Genomic DNA, 25,657 nt, shown 5'->3' with positions numbered 1-25,657 from the left:
CCGAAGCAGTGCTTTTTTTCATCATATCGCCAGCCAAGGGATAACCAACGATACAATAGTTATATTAACTGCGGGTCAGTACGCGGCGCGCTTCGTTATAACGCTTCTTCCAGTACGGTTCGTTCATGCTGGAAATGGTCACACCGCTGCTGGTGGAGGCATGTACGAACTGGTCATTACCAATGTAGATGCCAACATGTCGACCGGTAGAACCGGCACGGAACAGAACTAAATCACCGGTGCGCAGTTTGGTACGTGAAATCGACTTGCCCATCTCCTGCTGTTCATAGGTTGAACGCGGAAGATCTAACCCAAATTGCTCGCGGAACGTACGCTGTACAAAACCGGAACAATCAATACCTGTTTTCGTGCTGCCGCCAAGACGATAACGCACGCCTTTCCAGTCAGCATACTGGTCCATAATGCGGGACTTCACGTCCAGATTACGTACCATATTTTCAAATTCATCCTGAGAGGCTTGCAGTGAAGAGGAATCTTCCATTCCCACAACACGCGTCTCAGGATGCATATTCTTCGCGGTGTTCGATGTACTACATGCAGATAACAGTACCGCGACTGCTATCGCCGGGATCCCCCGCAAGATATATCTCAGAAACGGTTGAGATTTGACCATTTTGTTTATTTTCCCTTGAAGTCCTTAACGACAAATATCGTTATAAAAATGCCAAACGTGACGAGACTAATTATCTGTTCACATCGAGACAATTCTTTCTGGTCACATTTGTGGCATAGCGCACAAAATTATTCACCATCGAAATAATTATCCCTATGGGGCAAAACGAGTTCGAGATTAACCGATTGCCAGGGGTATTGCGAGTAAAAAAAGCCTTTTTTTTATAAGAAAATGTGATACAGAAAGTAAAAATCCGTAATTGCTTAAAATGCGGTCAGATCCGACGCGTGATCGCGCAATTGCTTCATTTTTATCATGAATGTGATGACAGGAATATGACAGAGGGAAAAGATCGTGGCGGGAAGGCTATCGGGGATCATGTCGATCCCTGATAGCTCACGTTAATTTAGGTTAGTTATTTGTTTAATTGTTGTTGCGCCTTACCGGGAAGATAGCGATCGAACAACGCTATTATCCTGTCGCTCAGCGGGGTCATTAAACACCACGGCAGCGCAATCAGCGCAACGGAGAGCGAACCGACAGCAATATCGGTGAACCAGTGAGCGCCAATCATTACGCGCGGGAAGGCAAAAACCACAAAAATAATCAGGGCTATGGCAAACGCTTTTCGGCCGAAATAGCGAAGCATGACTGCGGAAAAAATGAGCAGCATCATGCCGTGATCGCCGGGGAAACTGTCCTTCGACGCATCTTTTGTTGGAATATGCAGCAGCTCACTGACGCGATAAATATCGGTGAAAAAGAGCGTAGGGCTGGAACGCTTAACCGGAATAATCGCGGTAGCCAGCTGATTAATGACGACAGCAAACAACAGCATTACCAGACCGATAATCAGAATACGCCGACGTCCCGCTTTATCCTCTTTCAGCCAGAAAGAGAGCATCAGGCAGCCCATGGCCAGCAGCGAGAAACCGTCGAAGGCGCGGTTGTTGGTGATGGCCACCAGCCACAGGAATGCGTCGCTCTTCACCAGCGCCTGGTTGAAGAAGTGAAAGATGCCAGAATCCAGGGGGAACCAGAAACCATGATTCGCCGGGATATACCAGGAGAAGAAAAGCGCCAGACCGGCGACATTAAGCAGTAATATCAGGGGAAATCGAGTTGTCATAACGTTCTGCATAGAGTGAAAACTGGGGCAACGTTAGCCGCCCGAACTTAAACGAATCCTCAACAGGCTGGACTGGAGGGCATTCCAGTCGGCGTTAACCGCACTAATTAACTCTATTCTGCTGTCAGGCGGCGCCACGTTCTGCGTTTCAATGAAGAAATCGTCGCCCTGGCGGTTGATCCGCACCAGTCCGTCCGGCGTGCGCATGATCCCTTTCACGCGATCGACGGGCGCAAGGCGGGCCCACTCCAGAATCCCGATAGTATCGAAAACGGTCTCAGCATCGAAAATCCATCCGCAGGCCTGGTATCCCTGGCCGCTGTTCAGGTTACGACGCCAGCGCTGGTGCTCCGGCAGGCTCAGGGCTGCCAGACCCTGCTTAACCGGATGGCTGTGCGCATGATCCGCGCTGGCAGGCAGCTCGGTGAGGTTCAGACGAGGCAGGTCAAGCAGGGTGCTATCAATATTCCCCTGGGTGGTCTGCACCCGCGTGCGATTGCCGCCAAAATGTTGCCACCACGCCTCCAGCGCGGCCTGGCTTTCAGGCGTGGCGCGATCTTCCTTGTTGGCGACGATAACGTCTGCCGAGGCGAGCTGATCGCGGAAGTTCTCGTTGGCCACCGCCTTGTCATCCAGAAGCTGACGCGGATCGAGCAGGCACAGTGTGGCGCGCAGATCGATCCACGGCTCGTAAACTGGGGCGGTCAGTAAATCGAGGATCTGCTTCGGGTGGCCCAGCCCGGTGGGCTCAATCAGCAGGCGGTCGGGTTTGCCCTGACGCAGCAGGGTATTGAGCCCCACCTGCATCGGCAGGCCATTGACGCAGCACATGCATCCGCCGGGGATCTCTTTAATCATCGCGCCGCTGGATGACAGTAACGCGCCGTCAATGCCCACCTCGCCAAATTCATTGACCAGCACGGCCCACTTCTCGGCCGGATCTTTATTCGCCAGCAGGTGGAGAATTGAGGTGGTTTTACCGCTGCCGAGAAAACCGGTGATGAGGTTGGTTTTGGTCACGTGCGCTCCGGATGAGAATGATGATGCGATAACACTGTTCTCTATCCTGGCGAAAAACGTGACCTGTGAGAAGGGGAAGGGCGAACGGAGGCTTTATCCGTTCGCGTTAAGCGCAACAATCGTTAAATATTTAACGTTTCGATAACAGCCTGACGTGCGCCGTGACGGGTGATGCGCTGATAGGCCTGGCTAACGGCCTCAACAAAAACACGATTGTGCGCGAGATCGTGACCAAACACTTCGCTCAGCCCCAGCAGCGCGGGGACGCGGTCGATGTCGCTGCTGGCGTTGACGATCGTGCGGATTTTATCGCTGAGGGGATCGCGAACGTCAATCGCGTTGCCGCGCTCGTCGGTGCCGCTGACGTAGCGTATCCAGCCTGCCACGCCCAGGGCCAGCAGCGGCCACGGCGTGTATCGCTCAAGATGAACGCGGATCCCGTCCAGCATTCTTTGCGGAAGCTTCTGGCTACCGTCCATCGCGATTTGCCAGGTCCGATGCTGGAGGGCCGGGTTGGCAAAGCGTTCGATTAGGCTATCGGCATACGCGGTGAGGTCGACATCCTTAATCCGTAACGTGGGGGCCTGCTCGTTCAGCATCAGCCGACGGGCGGCTTCTCGGAACGCTGTGTCCTCCATGCATTCATTAATATGCGCGTAGCCGGCAAGATACCCGAGATACGCCAGGAAAGAGTGGCTGCCGTTGAGCATGCGTAATTTCATCTGCTCCCACGGCAGAACATCCTGCACCATCTGGACACCCGCCACTTCCCACTCGGGACGGCCGGCGACAAAATTATCTTCTATTACCCACTGAATGAACGGCTCGCAGCTGATGGCGCACGGATCTTCCACGCCGAGCGCGTCGGTGATTTCCGCCAGCGAGGCCTCCGTCGCGGCGGGAACAATCCTGTCGACCATCGTTCCGGGGAAGCTTACGTGGCTATCGATCCATTCAGATAACCCTGCGGAACGTTTTTGCGCCATGCCCAGCACGGCGTTTTTCACCACGTGCCCGTTGTCCGGGATATTGTCGCAGGAGAGCACGGTAAAGGCAGGCAGGCCGCGCTCGCGGCGGCGGTGGAGCGCTTCGACCAGGATCCCAGGGGCGGAATGTGGCTCTGAGGGGTTTTCAAGGTCGTGGACGATCCGGGGGTTATTCAGGTCGAGTTTCCCGGTCGCGGGATCGATGCAATAGCCTTTCTCTGTGATGGTGAGCGAGACAATCACGACCTGAGGCTCGCAAAATTTCTCAATAATGGCGGGCAGGGAGTCCAGCTTTGCGTTCAGGCATTCATGGACGGCACCGACGATAATCGCTTCATTTCCTTCAGCCCCTTTTTCCAGCACGGTGAACAGATGATCCTGCGCGCGCAGCTGGCTCATCAGCACATCGCCGCTGAAGAGGCTAATCTCACAAATCCCCCAGTCGCCGCCTTTTTCATTCAGCACCCGATTTGTTAACAAGGCCTGGTGCGCACGGTGAAACGCGCCAAAGCCAAAGTGGACGATGCGGGAGCGCAGTTGCTGACGATCGTAGCGCGGTTGCTGAACCCGGGCAGGAAGGGCGGTGGACGCAATTGTCTTCATGAGATACACCTGATTAACCATTAATTAACAATGCCAGTGTAAAGTTATATGACAGCAAATAAAATTGGTGAGCCGTAAATATCCCCGTTATGTGAGTTTGATCAATCAATGTGTGGCGGTGTATTGACCCTTCGCGGTAAACATGTATGGTAGTCGTCATTGTAGTAACGCATATTGGTATAACAACTTAAGAGGGTGAGGCAATGGAACAAACCTGGCGTTGGTACGGGCCGAACGATCCGGTTTCTCTTGATGATGTGCGTCAGGCTGGCGCAACGGGTGTCGTCACGGCGCTGCATCATATTCCTAACGGTCAGGTCTGGCCGGTAGAGGAAATACAGACGCGTCAGGCGCTGCTGGCGGAGAAGGGATTAACCTGGTCTGTGGTAGAAAGCATTCCGGTTCACGAAGACATCAAAACCCATTCCGGAGAGTATCAGACCTGGATTGCCAACTATCAGCAGAGCATCCGTAACCTCGCGGCCTGCGGTATTGATACCGTTTGCTACAACTTCATGCCCATTCTGGACTGGACGCGTACAGACCTCGAATATCAAATGCCGGACGGCTCAAAAGCGCTGCGTTTCGATCAGATTGCCTTTGCGGCATTCGAACTGCACATTCTGAAACGCCCTGGCGCAGAAGCGGATTACACCGCGGAAGAGCAGCAGCAGGCGCGCGCGTGGTTTAACGCCGCCAGTGACGCAGACATCGAAAAGCTGACCCGTAATATTATTGCGGGCCTGCCGGGTGCCGAAGAGGGGTATACGCTGGATCAGTTCCGCGCCCGCCTGGCGGAATACGGCGATATTGATAAGCAGCAGCTGCGTGAAAACATGGCGTATTTCCTGCGCGCTATCGTGCCGGTTGCGGAAGAAGTAGGGGTTCGCCTGGCGGTACATCCGGACGATCCCCCGCGTCCTATCCTCGGCCTGCCGCGTATCGTGTCCACGATTGAAGATATGCAGTGGCTGAAAGAGATGGTCGACAGCATCTATAACGGCTTCACCATGTGTACCGGCTCCTACGGCGTGCGGGCGGATAACGACCTGGTGCGGATGATCGAAACCTTCGGCGATCGTATCCACTTCACGCATCTGCGCGCGACCTGCCGTGAAGAGAATCCAAAAACCTTCCACGAGGCGGCGCACCTGGGCGGCGATGTGAATATGGTCGCGGTGGTAGACGCCATTCTGGCGGAAGAGGCGCGTCGTAAGCAGGCTGGCGATGTGCGTCCTATCCCGTTCCGTCCGGATCACGGACACCAGATGCTGGACGATCTGCGTAAGAAAACCAACCCGGGCTATTCGGCGATTGGCCGTCTTAAAGGGATGGCGGAAGTGCGCGGCGTTGAGCTGGCGCTGAAGATGACGAAGTATCCGGAGCTGCTGTAACCGGAATTGCCGGGTGGCGGCTTCGCCTTACCCAGCCTACAAAAACACAAAAACCGGCTTCTGGGCCGGTTTTTTCGTTTGTCGGGTAAGCGTAGCGCCACCCGACAAACGCCGCAATCAGTCAGCGCGACCCATATAGCGTTTTTCTTCGATATGGATGCGGATTTTCTCGCCAGCAGAGAGGTATTCCGGCACCTGCACAACCAGGCCGGTGGTCAGGGTAGCCGGTTTGTTGCGGGCACTGGCGGATGCGCCTTTGATGCCTGGTGCCGTTTCAACGATTTCCAGATCGACGGTCTGAGGCAGTTCCAGCGCCAACAGCACGCCGTCCCAGGTCAGAACCTGCATGTCTGGCATACCGCCTTCCGGGATGAACAGCAGCTCTTCTTCAATCTGGTCTTTGGTGAAGATATACGGGGTGTAATCTTCTTTGTCCATGAACACATATTCGTTGCCGTCGATGTAGGAGAAATCAACATAGCGACGGGTCAGGGTCACGGTATCGACGATATCGTCCCCTTTAAAGCGCTCTTCCACCTTCAGGCCGGTACGCACATCGGCGAAACGCATTTTGTACAGCGTAGCTGCACCACGGGCGCTTGGTGCCTGAATATCGATATCTTTCACAATCAGCAATTTGCCGTTGTAATTCAGTACCATACCTTTCTTAATTTCGTTCGCTCTTGGCATTGCAGTAATCCTGTTTACGGGAGGTAAAAAATATCGCGCCAAATTACTCGCGCGCGGCCTTTCAGGCAAGAGGAATTCGTGGCTTTTGCTATCAATACACAAAAGGTGTTACTGTGCGCGCGATGCCCGACCGTACGGGCATTCGCCAGCGAAAGAGAGCATTTATGGATTGTCGTCCCGATTGTGGCGCGTGCTGTACTGCACCGTCCATTTCAAGCCCCATTCCAGGAATGCCCGAGGGCAAACCTGCCAATACCCGCTGCGTTCAGCTCTCGGAAACGAACCTGTGCATGATCTTTGGCTCACCGTTGCGCCCGAAGGTCTGCTCCGGGCTTCAGCCCACGGCTGAAATGTGCGGCAGCACGCGAGAGCAGGCGATAACGTACCTTCTTGAGCTGGAAGCGCTCACCGCGCCTTAAACGTCTTTAATCCTCGCCAGGCAGCCCATCGTCAGCGTACACATCACCAGCGCAATCCAGAACACCGTGTGATAGTTCCAGATTTCGGCCACGACACCGGCCATTGAACCGGCAATAATCCAGCCCACGCGGGTGGTATTAGTATAAAGGGTGGTGGCGGAGCCTGCCTGGCCCGGCATCAGATCCTGGAAATAAAGCATGCCTATCCCGGCGAGAATACCAATATAGATAGCGTTCAGCAGCTGTAACGCCAGCAACAGCCCCGGCGTATGTACCGTCAGCATGCCGAGATAGAACAGCAGACCGGCGACGGCGGCGATGCGCATTAAAAAACGTTTCCCGAAGCGCTTTGCGTAATAGCCTGCGATGAGCATGGTCGGGATCTCAAGCCCGGCTGCGGTGCCCATCATGATGCCCGCCAGCTTCTCCGGCAGGTGCAGTTCATTAATGATAAACAGCGGCATATTGATGATATACAGGCTGTTGGTGCCCCACATCAGCGTGCAGATCGCGAACAGGAGCAGGGCATCGCGGCGGTTACGGCGCGGCGCTTCCAGCACACCTGTTGCCACCTTGGGCTCTTTGCGCATGGACGGCAGGAAGAACCACACCAGCGCGCCGCACGCCACAAACGCGACTGCCGCGCTCAGGTACATCACCGTAAAGCCAAAACCCATCGCCAGCGCGTAGGCCAGCGGCGGGCCAATCACCCACGCCAGCGACACCTGTGCACGCAGGACAGAGCTGAACATCACCGCTTCACGTCCGGTATGGTCGGCGTGTTCGCGGGCAAGCGCAAACAGCTGTGGGTTAGCCGTCGAGCCAAAGCTGCTCAGGAATACCCCGACGAAAAGCAGAATGAAGTAGTTGCGGTTCCAGGCAAACAGAACGCAGGCCATGACCCCCAGCAGGCAGCAGAAAACGATCAGGCTTTTACGATCGCCTTTTCTGTCGGATCGCCCCGCCAGAAATTGACTGACCAGGATGCCGATGATGGCGCTTCCGGTAAAAAAGAAGCCAACCAGCGCCGGACGAACATGAACCTCATTGGTCAGAAATAAGCTCAGCGTCGGCGTCTGTAACGCACCGGCAATGCCCGTGAAAAAGGCAACAATCAGGAAGGCCGCTGAAGTCAAGTCAAAGGGCTTTGGCGAGGCAGCCGCAGGGGTGTTATGCATGTTTTATAATTAGCGAGTAGCAGAGAGGGGCGGAGTGTACGCCGTCAGCTAAAAAATAAACAGTGGGTGCGGTCAATGATGCCACGAAAAATCAAAATGGCATTTCAACTTGCATCTCACGCTGCTGACCTTAGCTGAAACTGACTTGCTGAACTTCAGCAAAATTCAGCTCAATGAAGAAGAAATGTGCTGTATCTCTAAATTCTGATATCAGAAAGACGAGTTTACTTGCAAGGTTCAGCAGAAAGCGCAAGACTTTTTGAAACGTTTCAGCGCTATCTTGTTTTAACAAACGGAGCAGGCTAGCGCATTTTTTCTCATTAAAGCTGAAACGATTCAAGTTCAGCAGGAGTGGAGAACCATGTTCCAGTTATCTGTTCAGGATATCCACCCGGGCGCTCAGGCCGGGGATAAAGAAGAGGCTATTCGCCAGGTTGCCGCTGCGCTTGTGCAGGCGGGTAACGTCGCGGACGGCTATGTCAACGGCATGCTGGCCCGCGAGCAGCAGACTTCAACCTTCCTCGGCAATGGCATTGCCATTCCGCACGGTACCACCGACACCCGCGATCAGGTGCTGAAAACCGGCGTTAAGGTGTATCAGTTCCCGCAGGGCGTGCTCTGGGGCGACGGTCAGGTGGCCTATGTGGCCATCGGTATCGCGGCAAGCAGCGATGAACACTTAGGTCTGTTGCGTCAGCTGACGCATGTTCTGAGCGATGACGCGGTGGCTGAACAGCTTAAATCTGCCACCACCGCGGAAGAGCTGCGCGCCTTGCTGATGGGCGAAAAACAGAGTGAAGCGCTGAAACTGGATAATGAAACGCTGACGCTGGATGTGGTTGCTTCCGATCTGGTGACGCTGCAGGCGCTGAACGCGGGTCGTCTGAAAGAAGCCGGCGCGGCGGATGCCACCTTTGTGACGCGCGTGATTAACGATAAGCCGTTGAATCTGGGTCAGGGCATCTGGCTGAACGACAGTGCTGAAGGCAACCTGCGCAGTGCGATTGCCGTGAGCCGTGCTGCCTCGGCATTTGAGGTAGAAGGCGAGCGCGCAGCCATGCTGGTGACCGTCGCGATGGCTGATGAACAGCCGGTTTCCGTGCTGAAGCGTCTTGGCGATCTGCTGCTGAACAACAAAGCTGAAAAACTGCTGAACGCTGATGCGTCCACCGTGTTGGCACTGCTGACCAGTGATGATGCGCTGACGGATGACGTGCTAACCGCGGAGTTCGTGGTGCGTAACGAGCACGGCCTGCATGCCCGTCCGGGCACCATGCTGGTGAATACCATTAAACAATTTGAGAGTGAGATTACCGTGGCGAATCTTGACGGCACGGGCAAACCGGCCAACGGCCGTAGTCTGATGAAAGTGGTCGCGCTGGGCGTGAAGAAAGGCCACCGTCTGCGTTTCACCGCGCAGGGTGCCGATGCTGAACAGGCGCTGAAAGCGATTGGCGATGCCATCGCGGCGGGTCTGGGGGAGGGCGCATAATGAGCAGACGTGTTGCGACTATTACGCTGAACCCGGCTTATGACCTGGTGGGGTTTTGCCCGGAAATTGAGCGCGGCGAAGTTAACCTCGTGCGTACCACCGGCCTGCATGCTGCGGGCAAAGGGATTAACGTCGCGAAAGTGCTCAAGGATCTCGGTATCGATGTCACCGTGGGCGGATTCCTCGGCAAAGACAACCAGGATGGTTTCCAGCAGCTGTTCAGCGAGCTGGGCATTGCCAACCGTTTCCAGGTTGTTCAGGGCCGTACCCGTATCAACGTTAAGCTGACGGAGAAAGACGGTGAAGTGACCGATCTGAACTTCTCTGGCTTCGAAGTGACGCCGTCAGACTGGGAACGCTTTGTCAACGACTCGCTGACCTGGCTGGGCCAGTTCGACATGGTGTGCGTCAGCGGCAGCCTGCCGTCCGGCGTCAGCCCGGAAGCGTTTACCGACTGGATGACGCGCCTGCGCAGCCAGTGCCCATGCATTATTTTTGACAGCAGCCGTGACGCGCTGGTTGCGGGCCTGAAAGCCTCGCCGTGGCTGGTGAAGCCGAATCGCCGCGAACTGGAGATCTGGGCGGGCCGTAAGCTGCCAGAATTAAAAGATGTGATTGACGCTGCCCATGCGCTGCGCGAGCAGGGTATCGCTCACGTGGTGATCTCGCTTGGTGCAGAAGGCGCGTTGTGGGTTAACGCGTCTGGCGAATGGATCGCCAAACCGCCGTCAATGGAGGTTGTGAGTACCGTTGGCGCAGGGGATTCCATGGTTGGCGGACTGATTTATGGTCTGCTGATGCGGGAATCCAGTGAACATACTTTACGTCTTGCCACTGCCGTTGCTGCCCTGGCCGTCAGCCAGAGCAATGTCGGTATTACCGATCGTACCCAGTTAGCCGCGATGATGGCGCGCGTTGACTTAAAACCTTTTAACTAACAGCAGGAGAGGAATAATGAAAACGCTGCTGATCATTGACTCCGGTCTCGGACAGGCACGCGCCTATATGGCGAAGACCTTGCTGGGAGCGGCGGCGAACAAAGCACATCTCGAGATGACTGATAACCCGGGCGATGCCGAACTGGCCATTGTCCTGGGCGACAACATCCCGGCTGACAGTGCGCTGAACGGCAAAAAAGTGTGGCTGGGCGATATTAATCGCGCGGTGGCACATCCGGAACTGTTCCTGAGCGAAGCGAAAGGTCACGCGTCTGTCTACAGCGCGCCTGTCGCGACGGCACCGGCTGTGGCCACGGGCCCGAAACGCATTGTGGCGGTGACGGCCTGCCCGACGGGGGTGGCTCACACCTTTATGGCGGCTGAAGCCATTGAAACCGAAGCAAAAAAACGCGGCTGGTGGGTAAAAGTTGAAACGCGCGGCTCCGTCGGTGCCGGCAATGCCATCACCCCAGAGGAAGTGGCTGAGGCCGATCTGGTGATTGTGGCGGCGGATATCGAAGTGGACCTGGCGAAATTTGCCGGTAAGCCAATGTACCGCACCTCCACCGGCCTGGCGCTGAAAAAGACCGCGCAGGAGTTTGATAAAGCGCTGGTGGAAGCGAAGCCGTATCAGGCAACCGGCGCGCGCCAGACCGCGACGGAAGGGAAGAAAGAGTCCGCAGGCGCCTATCGTCACCTGCTGACCGGCGTGTCTTACATGCTGCCGATGGTGGTCGCGGGCGGTCTGTGTATCGCGCTCTCGTTCGCGTTTGGTATCACGGCGTTTAAAGAAGAAGGAACGCTGGCGGCAGCGCTGATGCAGATCGGCGGGGGCTCAGCCTTCGCCCTGATGGTGCCGGTACTGGCGGGCTTTATTGCCTTCTCCATTGCTGACCGCCCGGGTCTGACCCCGGGTCTTATCGGCGGTATGCTGGCCGTGAGCACCGGTTCTGGCTTTATCGGCGGTATCATCGCGGGCTTCCTCGCCGGTTACGTCGCGAAGCTGATTAGCTCGAAGCTGAAGCTGCCGCAGAGTATGGAAGCGCTGAAGCCGATCCTGATCATCCCGCTGATTTCCAGCCTGGTGGTCGGCCTGGCGATGATTTACCTGATTGGTAAGCCGGTTGCAGGCATCCTGGCGGGTCTGACCCACTGGCTGCAGACCATGGGCACCGCGAACGCGGTTCTGCTGGGTGCAATCCTCGGCGGCATGATGTGTACCGACATGGGGGGGCCTGTGAACAAAGCGGCGTATGCCTTTGGTGTGGGCCTGCTGAGTACCCAAACCTACGCACCAATGGCAGCCATCATGGCGGCAGGCATGGTGCCTCCTCTGGCGCTCGGCCTGGCGACGATTATTGCCCGTCGTAAGTTCGATAAAGCGCAGCAGGAAGGCGGCAAAGCGGCGCTGGTTCTGGGTCTGTGCTTCATCACCGAAGGCGCGATTCCGTTCGCGGCGCGTGACCCAATGCGTGTGCTGCCGTGCTGTATCGCGGGTGGTGCGGTAACGGGTGCGATCTCCATGGCGATTGGCGCAAAACTGATGGCACCACACGGCGGTCTGTTCGTGCTGCTGATCCCTGGCGCCATCACCCCGGTACTGGGTTACCTGCTGGCGATTGTTGCCGGTACGCTGGTGGCGGGCCTCTCTTACGCGGTGCTGAAACGTCCGGAAGCGGAAGTTGTGGCGAAAGCAGCGTAAGCGATAAACAACAAAAAAGCCGGGTCGCATTACGCACCCGGCTTTTTTTATGCCGCCTGTTCAGCGGTTTGCTGTGCCTTCAGCCAGGCAATCTCTTCTGCCCAGATGTCCGGATTGATGGTTTCCAGCACCATCGGAATACCGTCGAAGCGAGCGTCCTGCATGATAAAGCGAAACGCATCGTGGCCAATGTTGCCTTCGCCCAGGCTGTGATGGCGGTCAACGCGGCTACCAAAGGCGCTTTTCGCATCGTTTAAGTGCATTCCACGCAGATATTTAAAGCCCACAATGCGCTCGAACTCATCAAACGTGTTTTTTGTTGCCTCGGTGGTGCGCAGGTCATAACCGGCGGCAAACGCGTGGCAGGTATCAATGCACACGCCGACGCGGGATTTGTCCTCCACGCCGTCGATAATCGCCGCCAGATGTTCGAACTTAAAGCCGAGGTTGCTGCCCTGACCAGCGGTGTTCTCAATCACCGCCGTCACGCCTTTGGTTTTATCCAGAGTGATGTTAATGGACTCGGCAATGCGCGCCAGGCAGGCATCTTCGTCGATCTGCATCAGATGGCTGCCCGGATGGAAGTTCAGCAGCGTCAGCCCCAGCTGTTCGCAGCGCTGCACTTCATCCAGAAACGCTTCGCGGGATTTTTCCAGCGCTTCTTCAACCGGGTGACCGAGGTTGATCAGGTAGCTGTCGTGGGGGAGGATCTGGCCGGGCCCGTAGCGGTATTTCTAACAGGCGGCTTTGAAATCATCAATCACCTCAGCGGTGAGCGGTGCGGCGCGCCACTGGCGCTGATTTTTGGTGAACAGGGCGAAAGCGGTCGCCTCAATTTCGGCGGCGCGAATGGCGGCATTCGCAAGGCCACCTGCAGCGCTAACGTGCGCTCCAACATATTTCATAAAGGGACTCCTGTTAACCCGAAATGCCTATGATAGCGGGTTAACAGGAGAAGGATGTAGTGGTTTATGCCATCAGGCTATGGACCGCGAGGTTAATTGCGCCACCGCCGACAATCAGCCAGATGAAGAGCACCAGCGCCATCAGCAGCGGTTTCGCACCGGCTTTTTTCAGCGCGCTGACGTGCGTGGTCACCCCCAGCGCCGCCATGGCCATCGCCAGCAGTACGGTATCCAGCGTCACCAGCATATCCACCACCGCTTTCGGCAGCAGGTGGAAGGAGATAAAGATAGCGACCACGATGAACAGGATCGCAAACCACGGAATGGTGATTTTGCTCTTCTCGCTGCCGCCAGCCGGTGCCAGCTGTTTAACCCGTGCGGCCAGGAAAATCAGGAACGGCGCCAGCATCATCACGCGCAGCATTTTGGCAATCACCGCCGCGTTTTCGGCGTCCGGGTTAATGGCATGTCCTGCTGCGACCACCTGGGCCACTTCGTGCATGGTCGAGCCGATATAGATGCCGTAGGTTTCCGGGCTAAACCAGTGGGCGACCAGCGGATACATGGCCGGGTAGAGGAAAATCGCCAGCGTACCGAAGATCACCACCGTCGCGACGGCAACCGTTACCTTGCTGGCTTCGGCTTTCACGACCGGTTCCGTGGCCAGCACCGCCGCTGCGCCACAGATACTGCTCCCGGCACCGATCAGCCAGCTGGTTTGCCTGTCCAGGCCAAACACTTTCTGACCGATAAAGCAGGCCAGTAAAAAGGTGCTGGTCAGGGTCAGAACGTCGATGGCGATCCCGCTCGCACCCACATCCGCAATCTGCGAAAAGGTGAGACGAAAGCCATAAAGAATGATCCCAAGACGCAGCAGATGCTGCTTGGCAAAGATCACGCCGCCGTCGCAGGATTTCCAGATATGTGGATAAACGGTGTTACCCACGACCATGCCGAGCAAAATGGCGAGCGTCAGCGCGCTGAAACCTGCGCCTGCGATGGCCGGGATGCTGCCGCCCCATAGCGCGACGGCGGTCACTGCGGCGCTGAGCGCAAGACCCGGCACGAAGTGCCACACTGTACGATGATGTTGTAAGGTGATTTCTGACATAACCTTCTCCTTTGTCTGGCTAAAGGTTACGGCGGTCTGGCTTAAAAATAAAATTGATTATATACTTATAATCAATCTATATAAGTGGTAAGCAACCATGCACATTACTTTGCGTCAGCTGGAAGTGTTTGCCGAGGTGCTGAAAAGCGGCTCGACGACCCAGGCGTCACAAATGCTGGCGCTCTCTCAGTCTGCGGTCAGCGCGGCGTTGACCGATCTTGAAGGACAGCTGGGCGTTCAGCTTTTTGACAGGGTAGGGAAGCGTCTGGTGGTCAACGAACACGGTCGTCTTCTTTATCCACGCGCGCTGGCGCTGCTGGAGCAGGCTATCGAAATCGAACAGCTGTTCCGCGAAGATAACGGCGCGATCCGCGTCTACGCCAGCAGCACTATCGGCAATTACATCCTGCCGGAGGTGATCGCCCGCTATCGTCGGGATTTCCCGACCCTGCCGCTGGAGATGAGCGTGGGCAATAGCCAGGACGTCATCAACGCGGTGATCGACTTCCGCGTGGATATCGGCCTCATCGAGGGGCCCTGCCACAACGTCGATATCATTGCCGAGCCCTGGCTGGAAGACGAGCTGGTGGTGTTTGCGTCCCCGGCCTCGTCATTATTGCAGGGCGAGGTGACGCTGGAGCGGCTGGCGCAGGCGCAGTGGATCCTGCGCGAGCAGGGCTCCGGCACGCGTGAAATTGTCGATTACCTGCTGCTGTCCCATCTGCCGCATTTCCAGCTGGGGATGGAATTGGGGAACTCAGAGGCGATTAAGCACGCGGTGCGCCACGGGCTGGGTATCAGCTGCCTTTCCCGGCGCGTTATTGCCGAACAGCTGGAAACCGGATCGCTGGTGGAAATTCCCGTTCCGCTCCCGAAACTGGTGCGCACGCTGTGGTGCATTCATCATCGCCAGAAACACCTTTCCAGCTCCCTGCAGCGTTTTCTGCGCTATTGCGAAATCTGACATCGTCCCTCACCCCAAAGGGAAGAGGGAAAAATTATGCTTTACTTATAATCCTGGCCGCGTCATGAAGCTCTCTTATAACTGAGTATTTCTGCCGGAAGGAACGCGGATCGTCTGCTACAATCGCGCCTCATTTATTAAATGGACAGCATTTTCATATGGTTTCAGAAATTAAAACCACAGAAGCGCCCACGCTACGTCGTGAACTCAAGGCGCGTCACCTGACGATGATCGCCATTGGCGGCTCCATCGGTACAGGTCTTTTCGTTGCCTCTGGCGCAACGATTTCGGCAGCCGGCCCGGGTGGGGCACTTTTCTCTTATATCCTGATTGGCCTGATGGTGTACTTCCTGATGACCAGTCTCGGCGAACTGGCCGCGTACATGCCGGTATCCGGTTCGTTCTCGACCTACGGTCAAAAATACGTTGAAGAAGGCTTCGGCTTCGCGCTGGGCTGGAACTACTGGTACAACTGGGCGGTCACCATCGCCGTTGACCTTGTCGCCGCACAGCTGGTGATGAACTGGTGGTTCCCGGATACGCCGGGCTGGATCTGGAGCGCCCTGTTCCTGGCCGTCATCTTCCTGCTGAACTACATCTCCGTGCGCGGTTTCGGCGAAGCGGAATACTGGTTCTCTTTGATCAAAGTGGCAACCGTCATCATCTTTATCGTCGTCGGTGTGGCGATGATCGTTGGTATTTTCAAAGGCGCTGAACCTGCGGGCTGGAGTAACTGGACAATAGGCGATGCGCCGTTTGCCGGTGGACTGTCGGCAATGATTGGCGTGGCAATGATTGTCGGCTTCTCCTTCCAGGGAACCGAGCTGATTGGCATTGCTGCCGGTGAGTCAGAGAACCCGGAGAAGAATATTCCGCGCGCGGTTCGTCAGGTCTTCTGGCGTATCCTGCTGTTCTATGTGTTCGCGATCCTGATTATCAGCCTGATCATTCCGTACACCGATCCAAGCCTGCTGCGTAATGACGTCAAAGACATTAGCGTCAGCCCGTTCACGCTGGTCTTCCAGCATGCCGGCCTGCTTTCAGCCGCAGCAGTGATGAACGCCGTTATCCTGACCGCCGTACTTTCTGCCGGTAACTCCGGAATGTACGCGTCCACCCGTATGCTCTACACGCTGGCATGCGACGGTAAAGCGCCGCGTATTTTCGCGAAGCTGTCCCGTGGCGGCGTACCGCGCAACGCACTGTACGCCACAACGGTGATTGCCGGCCTGTGCTTCCTGACCTCTATGTTTGGCAACCAGACGGTGTACCTGTGGCTGCTTAACACCTCCGGGATGACGGGCTTTATTGCCTGGCTGGGGATTGCCATTAGCCACTATCGTTTCCGCCGTGGCTACGTCAAACAGGGTTATGACGTTAATCAGCTGCCGTATCGCTCAGGGTTCTTCCCGCTGGGTCCCATTTTCGCCTTCATTCTGTGCCTGATTATTACGCTGGGACAGAACTATGAAGCGTTCCTGGCGGACACCATTGACTGGGGCGCCGTCACGGCAACCTACATTGGTATTCCGCTGTTCCTCGTCATCTGGTTTGGCTACAAGCTGACGAAAGGAACACACTTCGTTCGCTACAGTGAAATGGAATTCCCGGAACGATTTAAACAATAATCGCACTTCCTCTCTCTTTAGCCCGCTCGTTTGAGCGGGCTTTTTTATTTCCGCCCCCTGTAACAAAGATATATTTCTTAACAATTTAATTGATAATAATTATCGTTTGCTTTATCGTTATCAAAAATAAGCGTGTCACCGACCCACCGGAGATGTGGGCGGCAAGGAAGACGCTGTGAGCAATGATGATTTGATTGAGTTGTATTTACCTCATGGAGATATGGAATGTTTAGGTTGAATCCCTTCGTCAGGGGAGGACTTTGTGCGTCCGCAATGTCCCTGGCCCTGCCTGTTATCGCAGCGGAATCCGGCGACACAATGGTTGTCACGGCTTCCGCGACCGAGCAAAACCTGAAAGACGCACCGGCAAGCATCAGCGTGATTACCCAGGAAGATTTGCAGCGCAAACCCGTTCAGAACCTGAAAGATGTGTTACGGGATGTGCCGGGCGTGCAGCTCACGAGCGAAGGGGACAACCGTAAAGGGGTAAGTATTCGCGGGCTGGACAGCAGCTACACGCTGATCCTGATCGACGGCAAGCGCGTCAATTCCCGTAACGCGGTGTTCCGCCATAATGATTTCGACCTCAACTGGGTGCCGGTTGACGCCATCGAACGAATTGAAGTGGTGCGTGGGCCGATGTCCTCGCTTTATGGCTCCGATGCGCTGGGCGGCGTGGTGAACATTATCACCAAAAAAATCGGCCAGAAATGGACGGGCACCCTGAGCGCTGATTCCACAATTCAGGAACATCGCGATCGTGGTGATACGTACGACGGCCAGTTCTATACCAGCGGTCCGCTGGTGGACGGCCTGCTGGGGCTGAAAGCCTACGGTAGCCTCGCAAAGCGTGAGAAAGACGGTCAGCAGAAGTCCTCTACCACGGCGAGCGGTGAAACACCGCGCATTGAAGGCTTCACCAGCCGCGATGCGAATGTGGAGTTCGCCTGGACGCCGTCTGAAAATCACGACTTTACGGCGGGCTACGGTTTCGACCGTCAGGATCGTGACTCGGATTCCCTCGACAAAAACCGCCTTGAGCGTCAGAACTACTCTCTCAGCCACAACGGCCGCTGGGGCATCGGCAACAGCGAGCTGAAGGTTTACGGCGAGAAGGTGGATAACAAAAACCCGGGCAACAGCAATCCGATCACCTCCGAGAGCAACGCGGTAGACGGGAAATACGTGCTGCCGCTGGGCGACATCAACCAGCTGATGACCTTCGGCGGCGAATGGCGTCACGATAAGCTTAAGGATCCGGTCAACCTGACGGGCGGTTCCGGCAGCAGTACGTCGACAAGCCAGTATGCCCTGTTCCTGGAGGACGAGTGGCGGATTTTTGAACCTCTGGCGCTGACCACCGGCATCCGTATGGATGACCATGATACCTACGGCGACCACTGGAGCCCGCGCGCCTATCTGGTCTACAACGCGACCGATACCGTCACGGTGAAAGGGGGCTGGGCGACCGCGTTTAAAGCGCCGTCACTGCTGCAGCTGAGCCCGGACTGGGTCACCGGCTCGTGCCGCGGTGCCTGTGAGATTGTCGGTAACCCGGATCTGAAGCCGGAAACCAGCGAGAGCTTCGAATTCGGCCTGTACTACAGCGGGGAAGAGGGCTGGTTAGAGGGCGTGCAGGCCAGCGTGACCACCTTCCAGAATAACGTCGATGACCGCATCAGCATCAGCCGTACGGCCAATGCGAAGCAGGCGCAGAGCTACCCTAACTACGTTGGCCTGAATGCGGACGGTGAACCGATATTCCGCTACTACAACGTCAACAAGGCGCGCATCCGCGGGGTGGAGACCGAGCTGAAATTCCCGCTGGCGGACGACTGGAAAGTGACGCTGAACTACACCTACAACGACGGTCGTGATATCAGCAACGGCGGCAACAAGCCGCTGTCCGATCTGCCGTTCCACACGGCCAACGGGACCGTTGACTGGAAGGCGACGCAGGACTGGTCGTTCTATGTTCAGGGCAACTACACCGGTGAGAAACGCGCGCTGACCAGCAGCGACCCAACGCCGGGTGGCTATGTTATCTGGAATACCGGCGCCGCGTGGCAGGCAACCAAAAGCGTGAAGCTGCGCGCGGGCGTGCAGAACCTGCTGGACAAAGATCTGAGCCGCGACGATTACAGCTACACGGAAGATGGCCGTCGCTACTTTGTCGGCGTGGATTATAAGTTCTGATGTAGCCATGTGCCGGGTGGCGGCTGCGCCTTACCCGGCCTACATAAGGGCACAGGCCCGTAGGCCCGGTAAGCGAAGCGCCACCGGGCAAAACAGGCGGTGCTTATGCAAATAAATGCTCCGCATGGAAGCGGAGATGATCCTCAATAAATGACGCGATGAAGTAATAGCTGTGATCGTATCCCGGCTGAATGCGCAGCGTCAGCGGCCAGTCTTTCTGGCGTGCCGCTTCTGCCAGCACCGCAGGCTGCAGCTGACCGGCGAGGAACTGGTCCGCATCACCCTGATCGATAAGGGTAGGAATGGCTTCTTCAGCTTTGCTGGCCAGCATCAGCGCGCAGCTGTCCCATGCCTGCCATTTTTCCGCATCCTCACCCAGATAGTGTGTGAAGGCTTTCTGCCCCCACGGCACCTGTGTTGGGTTCACAATTGGTGCAAATGCCGACACGCTGACGTATTTCCCCGGATTTTTCAGCGCCATGATGAGCGCCCCGTGTCCGCCCATCGAGTGGCCGCTGATCGCGCAGCGCTCGCCAACCGCAAACTGCGACTGCACCAGCGCAGGAAGTTCATTGCGAAGGTAATCATACATGCGGTAGTGGCGCGCCCAGGGCTGCTCGGTCGCATTGAGATAAAACCCGGCGCCTTTGCCCAGGTCGTATCCGGCATCGTCGGCCACATCGTCGCCACGCGGGCTGGTGTCTGGCATCACCAGCGCAATGCCCAGCTCGGCGGCAATACGCTGCGCGCCCGCTTTGGTGGTGAAGTTTTCGTCGTTACAGGTCAGGCCGGAAAGCCAGAACAAAACCGGCGGGTTTTCCGTCGGCGGCAGGAAAATGCTGAACGTCATTGCACAGTTCAGAGAGGTGGAGTCGTGCCGCCAGCGCTGCTGTCGACCTTCAAAACAACGGTGCTCTTCGAGCAGTTCCATGCAGGGCTCCTTAATGAGAATGCGTATTCATAAAACCCATAATACAGCCTTTTCATTGACCTGTGAGTAACTTTCACTTTCGCCAGGCGGCGAGATGCTGCATCATAAATTTACTTTTCTTTAACAATTGGAGCGGTCATGGCGCTGCGTATTGCGCTCAGTGGGTTTGTCGTTCTGGTGGTGGCGATGGGGATAGGGCGCTTTGCCTTTACGCCTCAGGTACCGCTGATGATTGCTGCCGGACAGCTTACGCTGACCAGCGCGGGTCTGGTGGCGGCGATGAATTATCTGGGCTATCTGGTGGGTGCGTGGGATGCGATGCGTGCGCACCGCTTCGTTGAAACGCGCCTCTGGCTGGGCATCACCGGCGCGGTGGCGCTGACGCTGCTCTCCGCGGCAGCGGATAACGCCGTCGTGCACGGCCTGCTGCGCTTCGTGATTGGCTGCATGAGCGGCTGGTCGATGGTACTCATTGCCGCCTGGACCAACGAGCGGCTGGGGCAGCTGGGTAAACCGGGCCTGAGCGCTGCGGTGTTTGCCGGACCGGGGGCGGGCATTGCCCTGAGCGGGCTGCTCGCCGTCTATATTCAGGCGAAGTCCCTGTCGGCCGGGGCGGCATGGCAAATCTACGGCGTGCTGGCGCTGGTGCTGATTGCGCTGGAGGCGCGCTATCTGCCGCGATCCGGGCAGCTCCATCGACCCGGCACCGCGCCGGAGCCGCTGGTGCTGACGGCGGATTTAACGCGTCTGGTCTGGAGCTACAGCCTGGCCGGGTTTGGCTATATCCTCCCGGCGACCTTCCTGTCGCAAATGGCGGCCGTGCGTTTTCCCGGCAGCCTGTTTGCCCAGTTTGTCTGGCCGATTTTTGGTCTCGCTGCCGTGGTGGGCATCGCGCTCAGTATTCTGTTACGCCATACCTCAACGGCTAACCGCAGGCTGGCGATCGTACTGTGGTTACAGGGCGCAGGCGTGCTGGCGGCCTGGCTGCTGCCGGGGATTGGCGGGCTGCTGACGGGCGGGCTGCTGGTGGGGGGCGGCTTTTTGTGTGCCGTGCAGCTCTCTCTTTTATACGGCCGCGAGCTGGCGCCAAACCACACGCGTTATATGGCGGGCCTGCTCACCACCGGGTATGCGATTGGGCAGTTGATTGGTCCGGTCACCTCGGCGTTATCAACCTGGCTTACCCACCGGCTGGAGCCCGCGCTGGGGCTGGCGGGCATTGCGCTGTTTGTTGGAGGAGCGCTTGTCTGGAATCGTCACGCTGAAAGGCAACAGCAATCGCAATAATTATCGTCGTGAATACTGGATTATGTGCGCCGCCTCACGCACAATGAACGCATACTTTTGCCACAACGAGGGCAAAAGACGCCACACCTGCAGGAGAACAAAATGTCATCACTCAGTAAAGAAGCTGCCCTGGTCCACGAAGCCCTGGTTGCGCGCGGTCTTGAAACGCCACTGCGTCCGCCCGTACAGGATTTGGACAATGAAACCCGCAAGCGTCTGATTGCCGGTCACATGACCGACATCATGGAGCTGCTGAATCTCGATCTGAGTGACGACAGTCTGATGGAGACGCCGCACCGCATCGCGAAAATGTACGTCGACGAAATTTTCTCCGGCCTGGATTACGCCAACTTCCCGAAAATCACCGTCATTGAAAACAAGATGAAAGTGGATGAGATGGTAACGGTCCGCGATATCACGCTGACCAGCACCTGCGAACACCATTTCGTGACCATCGACGGTAAAGCGACCGTGGCGTATATCCCTAAAGACACGGTGATTGGCCTGTCGAAGATCAACCGCATCGTGCAGTTCTTCGCTCAGCGTCCGCAGGTGCAGGAGCGCCTGACCCAGCAGATCCTGACCGCGCTGCAAACGCTGCTGGGCACCAATAACGTGGCCGTCTCTATCGACGCGGTTCACTACTGCGTGAAAGCGCGCGGCGTGCGCGATGCCACCAGTGCGACAACCACAACCTCGCTGGGCGGTCTGTTTAAATCGAGCCAGAATACCCGCCAGGAGTTCCTGCGCGCCGTACGTCACCACAACTAAGTCTGACAGGGCAGGGACCATGGAGCGAAACGTCACGCTCGATTTTGTTCGCGGCGTCGCCATTCTCGGTATCCTGCTGCTTAATATCACCGCCTTCGGTTTGCCGAAGGCGGCTTATCTCAATCCCGCGTGGTATGGCGACATCACCCGCAGTGATGCCTGGACCTGGGCAATCCTCGATCTCTTTGCGCAGGTCAAATTCCTTACGCTCTTCGCCCTGCTGTTTGGCGCAGGCCTGCAGCTTCTCCTCAAACGTGGTACGCGCTGGATACAGTCGCGCCTGACGCTGCTGGTTATCCTCGGTTTTATCCATGGCCTGTTCTTCTGGGACGGCGATATTCTTCTCGCGTATGGGTTAGTCGGGCTCATCTGCTGGCGCCTCATTCGCGATGCGCACAGCGTTAAAAGCCTGTTCAACACCGGCGTGATGCTCTATGTCATGGGGCTTGGGGTACTGCTGCTGCTGGGGATGATCTCCGGGGAGACGACGAATCGTGCCTGGATCCCGGATGCCGCTAACCTGCAGTACGAACAGTTCTGGAAGCTGAAGGGCGGTACGGAAGCGATAAGCAACCGCGCGGATATGCTGGGGGATAACCTCCTCGCGCTGGGCGCGCAATACGGCTGGCAGCTGGCGGGCATGATGCTGATGGGCGCGTCACTGATGCGCACCGGCTGGCTGAAAGGGGAATTCAGCCTGCGTCACTATCGTCGCACAGGCGCCGGTCTGGTGCTGCTCGGCGTGCTGATTAACCTCCCGGCGGTGATAGCGCAGTGGCATATCCACTGGGATTACCGCTGGTGCGCGTTCCTGCTCCAGGTGCCGCGTGAACTGAGCGCACCGTTCCAGACCATCGGCTACGCGGCGCTGATCTACGGCTTCTGGCCCTCGCTTTCTCGTCTGTGGATGGTCAGCGCTATCGCCTGCGTGGGACGCATGGCGTTAAGCAATTACCTCCTGCAAACGCTAATCTGCACCACGCTTTTCTATCGCTTTGACCTGTTTATGAAATTCGACCGACTTACGCTGCTGGCGTTTGTTATTCCGGTCTGGGCAGTAAACCTGGCGTTTTCTGTTCTCTGGCTACGCTATTTCCGCCAGGGACCGCTGGAGTGGGTGTGGCGTCAGTTAACCGCACGTGCTTCAGGGATATCATTGAAAAATACATCCAGATAACGATCTGGATCACAATCATTAACAAAACGGATGTAAGCGTTTTCATGACTGTGAGCTTCTTCACGTAGTCCCCTTTCTCTCGCTGCCAAAATAGCCACCTTGCTAAACACAGGGGGTGTCTGTGAGTTGCTGCAATCCTTTGAAGGATGGTGAATATGATCACCATTCGTGACGTCGCCCGTCAGGCGGGCGTTTCTGTGGCTACCGTCTCACGCGTGCTGAACAATAGCGCGCTGGTCAGCCCTGAAACCCGAGAAACCGTAATGAAGGCCGTGACCCAGCTCGGGTACCGGCCAAATGCCAATGCCCAGGCGCTTGCGACGCAGGTCAGCGACACCATCGGCGTGGTGGTGATGGATGTCTCGGATGCCTTTTTCGGCGCACTGGTGAAAGCGGTCGATATGGTCGCCCAGCAGCATGAGAAATATGTCCTGATCGGCAATAGCTATCATGAGGCGGAAAAAGAACGCCATGCCATTGAAGTGCTGATCCGCCAGCGCTGTAACGCCTTGATTGTCCACTCAAAAGCCTTGAGCGATGAAGAGCTAACCGGATTGATGGAGCAGATCCCGGGCATGGTGCTGATCAACCGCATCGTCCCCGGCTATGCCCACCGCTGCGTCGGGCTGGATAACGTCAGCGGCGCCATGATGGCCACGAAAATGCTCATCAACAACGGGCATCAGCGGATCGGTTATCTGGCCTCCAGCCACGCGATTGAAGATGACGAACTGCGGCGCGAGGGGTGGCAGAACGCCCTGAAAGAGCATGGCATTACGCCATCCGAGAGCTGGGTGGGAACCGGCACGCCGGACATGCAGGGCGGTGAAGCGGCGATGGTAGAGCTGCTGGGCCGCAATCTGCAGCTGTCTGCGGTGTTTGCCTATAACGATAGCATGGCGGCAGGCGCCCTGACGGCGATGAAGGATAACGGCATTGCGGTGCCACAGCATTTATCACTCATTGGTTTCGATGATATTCCGATTGCCCGTTACACCGACCCGCAGCTGACAACCGTGCGCTACCCGATTGCCTCTATGGCGAAACTGGCGACTGAGCTGGCGTTACAGGGGGCCGCAGGCGTGCTGGATCCGGGGGCAACACACTGTTTCATGCCGACTTTAGTGCGTCGCCACTCCGTCGCGGCCCGGCAAATTGTGGTTCCGATCACTAACTGATTACATGTGGTGATGTAACCGTTTTCAATCTGTGAGTAAATTCACAGTATCTTAACAAGGCGCTGACTATGATGTCAGCGTTTTAGGGGCTGAAACGCTATGTAACAGTGATTATTCACTTTCACTATAGCCAATGTGCCGCAAACAACGAATAAAACGCATTTCTGGAGCGTTACCGAACACGGAAGAGAGAAATTTTATAAGTGAACCTCGGCTGTCAGTAACGTTTTATTAACATCTGCCCGCCGCTCGTTATTCACAAGAACTACCCTGCATAAAAAAAACCGGAGATACCATGAATAAGAAGGTGTTGACCCTGTCTGCTGTAATGGCAAGCATGCTTTTTGGTGCAGCAGCGCACGCTGCGGATACCCGTATTGGTGTGACCATCTATAAATACGACGACAACTTCATGTCTGTTGTGCGTAAAGCGATTGAGAAAGATGCGAAAGCAGCGCCAGACGTTCAGCTGCTGATGAACGACTCCCAGAATGACCAGTCCAAACAGAACGACCAGATCGACGTTCTGCTGGCGAAAGGCGTGAAAGCCCTCGCCATCAACCTGGTTGACCCGGCTGCAGCAGGCACGGTTATTGAAAAGGCGCGCGGCCAGAACGTGCCGATCGTCTTCTTCAACAAAGAACCTTCCCGTAAGGCGCTGGATAGCTACGACAAAGCGTATTACGTCGGTACCGACTCCAAAGAGTCCGGTATTATTCAGGGCGATCTGATCGCGAAACACTGGGCGGCGAACCCGAACTGGGACCTGAACAAAGACGGTCAGATTCAGTTCGTGCTGCTGAAAGGCGAACCTGGCCACCCGGATGCTGAAGCGCGTACCACCTACGTTATCAAAGAGCTGAACGACAAGGGCCTGAAAACCCAGCAGCTGGCGTTAGATACCGCGATGTGGGATACCGCTCAGGCGAAAGATAAGATGGACGCCTGGCTGTCCGGCCCTAACGCCAACAAAATCGAAGTGGTTATCGCCAACAACGATGCGATGGCAATGGGTGCGGTAGAAGCGCTGAAAGCACACAACAAATCCTCTATCCCGGTATTCGGCGTAGATGCGCTGCCAGAAGCGCTGGCGCTGGTTAAATCCGGTGCGATGGCCGGTACCGTGCTGAACGATGCCAACAACCAGGCGAAAGCCACCTTCGATCTGGCGAAAAACCTGGCCGATGGCAAAGGTGCGGCAGATGGCACCAACTGGAAAATTGACAACAAAATCGTTCGCGTACCTTACGTGGGCGTAGACCAGTCCAACCTGGCTGAGTTTATCGGTAAATAAAAGAGTTAACTTGTCTTCACTGGGCGCAAC

General features: G+C 56.5%; 21 protein-coding genes and 1 pseudogene. 13 read left to right on the top strand and 9 right to left on the bottom strand.

Going from position 1 to position 25,657, the window contains the following annotated elements:
- Positions 1 to 64: 64 nt before the first annotated feature.
- From mepS to HMPREF3143_RS20550, 4 genes are all read right to left on the bottom strand, one after another.
- Positions 65 to 634: a bifunctional murein DD-endopeptidase/murein LD-carboxypeptidase gene (gene mepS, locus HMPREF3143_RS20565; RefSeq protein WP_008500946.1), complete on the bottom strand. Its 570-nt coding sequence runs from the start codon at positions 632 to 634 to the stop codon at positions 65 to 67.
- A 415-nt stretch (positions 635 to 1,049) separates the two neighbouring features.
- The gene (locus HMPREF3143_RS20560; protein ID WP_021241518.1) at positions 1,050 to 1,763 is read right to left on the bottom strand and encodes a phosphatase PAP2 family protein; all 714 of its coding nucleotides are present in this window, start codon (positions 1,761 to 1,763) and stop codon (positions 1,050 to 1,052) included.
- A 33-nt stretch (positions 1,764 to 1,796) separates the two neighbouring features.
- Complete coding sequence (locus HMPREF3143_RS20555) at positions 1,797 to 2,783, bottom strand: CobW family GTP-binding protein (RefSeq protein WP_008500943.1); 987 nt, start codon at positions 2,781 to 2,783, stop codon at positions 1,797 to 1,799.
- A gap of 122 nt (positions 2,784 to 2,905) precedes the next feature.
- On the bottom strand, positions 2,906 to 4,372 hold the full coding sequence (locus tag HMPREF3143_RS20550; protein ID WP_070534229.1) for a mannitol dehydrogenase family protein: 1,467 nt from the start codon (positions 4,370 to 4,372) through the stop codon (positions 2,906 to 2,908).
- A 203-nt stretch (positions 4,373 to 4,575) separates the two neighbouring features.
- On the opposite strand from HMPREF3143_RS20550, the gene uxuA reads away from it, so the two are divergent.
- The gene (gene uxuA, locus HMPREF3143_RS20545) at positions 4,576 to 5,766 is read left to right on the top strand and encodes a mannonate dehydratase (RefSeq protein WP_070534228.1); all 1,191 of its coding nucleotides are present in this window, start codon (positions 4,576 to 4,578) and stop codon (positions 5,764 to 5,766) included.
- A 117-nt stretch (positions 5,767 to 5,883) separates the two neighbouring features.
- Here the strand turns inward: uxuA and yeiP are convergent, their stop codons facing one another.
- On the bottom strand, positions 5,884 to 6,456 hold the full coding sequence (gene yeiP / locus HMPREF3143_RS20540; protein WP_008500940.1) for an elongation factor P-like protein YeiP: 573 nt from the start codon (positions 6,454 to 6,456) through the stop codon (positions 5,884 to 5,886).
- Positions 6,457 to 6,620: 164 nt separating this feature from the next.
- Here yeiP and HMPREF3143_RS20535 point away from each other — a divergent pair, with 164 nt between their 5' ends.
- Positions 6,621 to 6,875, top strand: a complete 255-nt coding sequence (locus HMPREF3143_RS20535) for a YkgJ family cysteine cluster protein (RefSeq protein ID WP_021241515.1) — start codon at positions 6,621 to 6,623, stop codon at positions 6,873 to 6,875.
- On the opposite strand, the gene setB is transcribed toward HMPREF3143_RS20535, so the two are convergent.
- Complete coding sequence (gene setB / locus HMPREF3143_RS20530; protein WP_023294042.1) at positions 6,872 to 8,053, bottom strand: sugar efflux transporter SetB; 1,182 nt, start codon at positions 8,051 to 8,053, stop codon at positions 6,872 to 6,874. The two genes, HMPREF3143_RS20535 and setB, sit on opposite strands and share 4 nt — an antisense overlap.
- 361 nt (positions 8,054 to 8,414) lie before the next feature.
- Here setB and fruB point away from each other — a divergent pair, with 361 nt between their 5' ends.
- Genes fruB through fruA form a run of 3 tightly spaced genes read left to right on the top strand, consistent with a single transcriptional unit; the run spans position 8,415 to position 12,185 of the window.
- The gene (fruB, locus tag HMPREF3143_RS20520) at positions 8,415 to 9,545 is read left to right on the top strand and encodes a fused PTS fructose transporter subunit IIA/HPr protein (protein ID WP_008500937.1); all 1,131 of its coding nucleotides are present in this window, start codon (positions 8,415 to 8,417) and stop codon (positions 9,543 to 9,545) included.
- Positions 9,545 to 10,483 (top strand): 1-phosphofructokinase, encoded by a 939-nt coding sequence (fruK, locus tag HMPREF3143_RS20515; RefSeq protein ID WP_008500936.1) that lies wholly within the window; start codon positions 9,545 to 9,547, stop codon positions 10,481 to 10,483. The genes fruB and fruK overlap by 1 nt, the downstream gene beginning before the upstream one ends.
- A 16-nt stretch (positions 10,484 to 10,499) precedes the next feature.
- Positions 10,500 to 12,185, top strand: a complete 1,686-nt coding sequence (gene fruA, locus HMPREF3143_RS20510; RefSeq protein ID WP_070534227.1) for a PTS fructose transporter subunit IIBC — start codon at positions 10,500 to 10,502, stop codon at positions 12,183 to 12,185.
- Between the two features lie 47 nt (positions 12,186 to 12,232).
- Here fruA and nfo read toward each other — a convergent pair.
- Together nfo and HMPREF3143_RS20500 are read right to left on the bottom strand one after the other, a co-directional pair.
- Positions 12,233 to 13,090: pseudogene (gene nfo / locus HMPREF3143_RS20505) on the bottom strand (deoxyribonuclease IV).
- A 64-nt stretch (positions 13,091 to 13,154) separates the two neighbouring features.
- Positions 13,155 to 14,201: a YeiH family protein gene (locus HMPREF3143_RS20500; RefSeq protein ID WP_070534226.1), complete on the bottom strand. Its 1,047-nt coding sequence runs from the start codon at positions 14,199 to 14,201 to the stop codon at positions 13,155 to 13,157.
- Positions 14,202 to 14,298: 97 nt separating this feature from the next.
- Here HMPREF3143_RS20500 and yieE point away from each other — a divergent pair, with 97 nt between their 5' ends.
- From yieE to cirA, 3 genes are all read left to right on the top strand, one after another.
- Positions 14,299 to 15,165: a DNA-binding transcriptional regulator YeiE gene (yieE, locus tag HMPREF3143_RS20495; protein WP_008500932.1), complete on the top strand. Its 867-nt coding sequence runs from the start codon at positions 14,299 to 14,301 to the stop codon at positions 15,163 to 15,165.
- Positions 15,166 to 15,323: 158 nt separating this feature from the next.
- A complete protein-coding gene (locus HMPREF3143_RS20490) occupies positions 15,324 to 16,793 on the top strand; it encodes an amino acid permease (protein ID WP_008500931.1) in 1,470 nt (489 codons plus the stop codon).
- Positions 16,794 to 17,018: 225 nt separating this feature from the next.
- The gene (gene cirA / locus HMPREF3143_RS20485; RefSeq protein ID WP_023344552.1) at positions 17,019 to 18,989 is read left to right on the top strand and encodes a catecholate siderophore receptor CirA; all 1,971 of its coding nucleotides are present in this window, start codon (positions 17,019 to 17,021) and stop codon (positions 18,987 to 18,989) included.
- A 103-nt stretch (positions 18,990 to 19,092) separates the two neighbouring features.
- Here the strand turns inward: cirA and fghA are convergent, their stop codons facing one another.
- A complete protein-coding gene (fghA, locus tag HMPREF3143_RS20480) occupies positions 19,093 to 19,920 on the bottom strand; it encodes an S-formylglutathione hydrolase (protein ID WP_070534225.1) in 828 nt (275 codons plus the stop codon).
- A gap of 138 nt (positions 19,921 to 20,058) precedes the next feature.
- Between fghA and HMPREF3143_RS20475 the strand changes: the two genes are divergently transcribed.
- From HMPREF3143_RS20475 to mglB, 5 genes are all read left to right on the top strand, one after another.
- Positions 20,059 to 21,207 carry a YbfB/YjiJ family MFS transporter gene (locus HMPREF3143_RS20475; RefSeq protein ID WP_070534224.1) on the top strand — a complete coding sequence of 383 codons (1,149 nt, stop codon included), beginning with the start codon at positions 20,059 to 20,061 and terminating at the stop codon, positions 21,205 to 21,207.
- Between the two features lie 102 nt (positions 21,208 to 21,309).
- A complete protein-coding gene (gene folE, locus HMPREF3143_RS20470) occupies positions 21,310 to 21,978 on the top strand; it encodes a GTP cyclohydrolase I FolE (RefSeq protein WP_008500927.1) in 669 nt (222 codons plus the stop codon).
- A gap of 19 nt (positions 21,979 to 21,997) precedes the next feature.
- The gene (yeiB, locus tag HMPREF3143_RS20465) at positions 21,998 to 23,155 is read left to right on the top strand and encodes a DUF418 domain-containing protein YeiB (protein WP_070534223.1); all 1,158 of its coding nucleotides are present in this window, start codon (positions 21,998 to 22,000) and stop codon (positions 23,153 to 23,155) included.
- A 155-nt stretch (positions 23,156 to 23,310) separates the two neighbouring features.
- On the top strand, positions 23,311 to 24,333 hold the full coding sequence (galS, locus tag HMPREF3143_RS20460; protein WP_070534222.1) for an HTH-type transcriptional regulator GalS: 1,023 nt from the start codon (positions 23,311 to 23,313) through the stop codon (positions 24,331 to 24,333).
- A 295-nt stretch (positions 24,334 to 24,628) separates the two neighbouring features.
- The gene (gene mglB, locus HMPREF3143_RS20455) at positions 24,629 to 25,627 is read left to right on the top strand and encodes a galactose/glucose ABC transporter substrate-binding protein MglB (protein WP_008500923.1); all 999 of its coding nucleotides are present in this window, start codon (positions 24,629 to 24,631) and stop codon (positions 25,625 to 25,627) included.
- Positions 25,628 to 25,657: the final 30 nt, after the last annotated feature.

The organism is Enterobacter sp. HMSC16D10, assembly GCF_001807145.1.
Lineage (GTDB): Bacteria > Pseudomonadota > Gammaproteobacteria > Enterobacterales > Enterobacteriaceae > Enterobacter > Enterobacter roggenkampii.
This window is presented reverse-complemented; position numbering and strand designations above follow the sequence as displayed.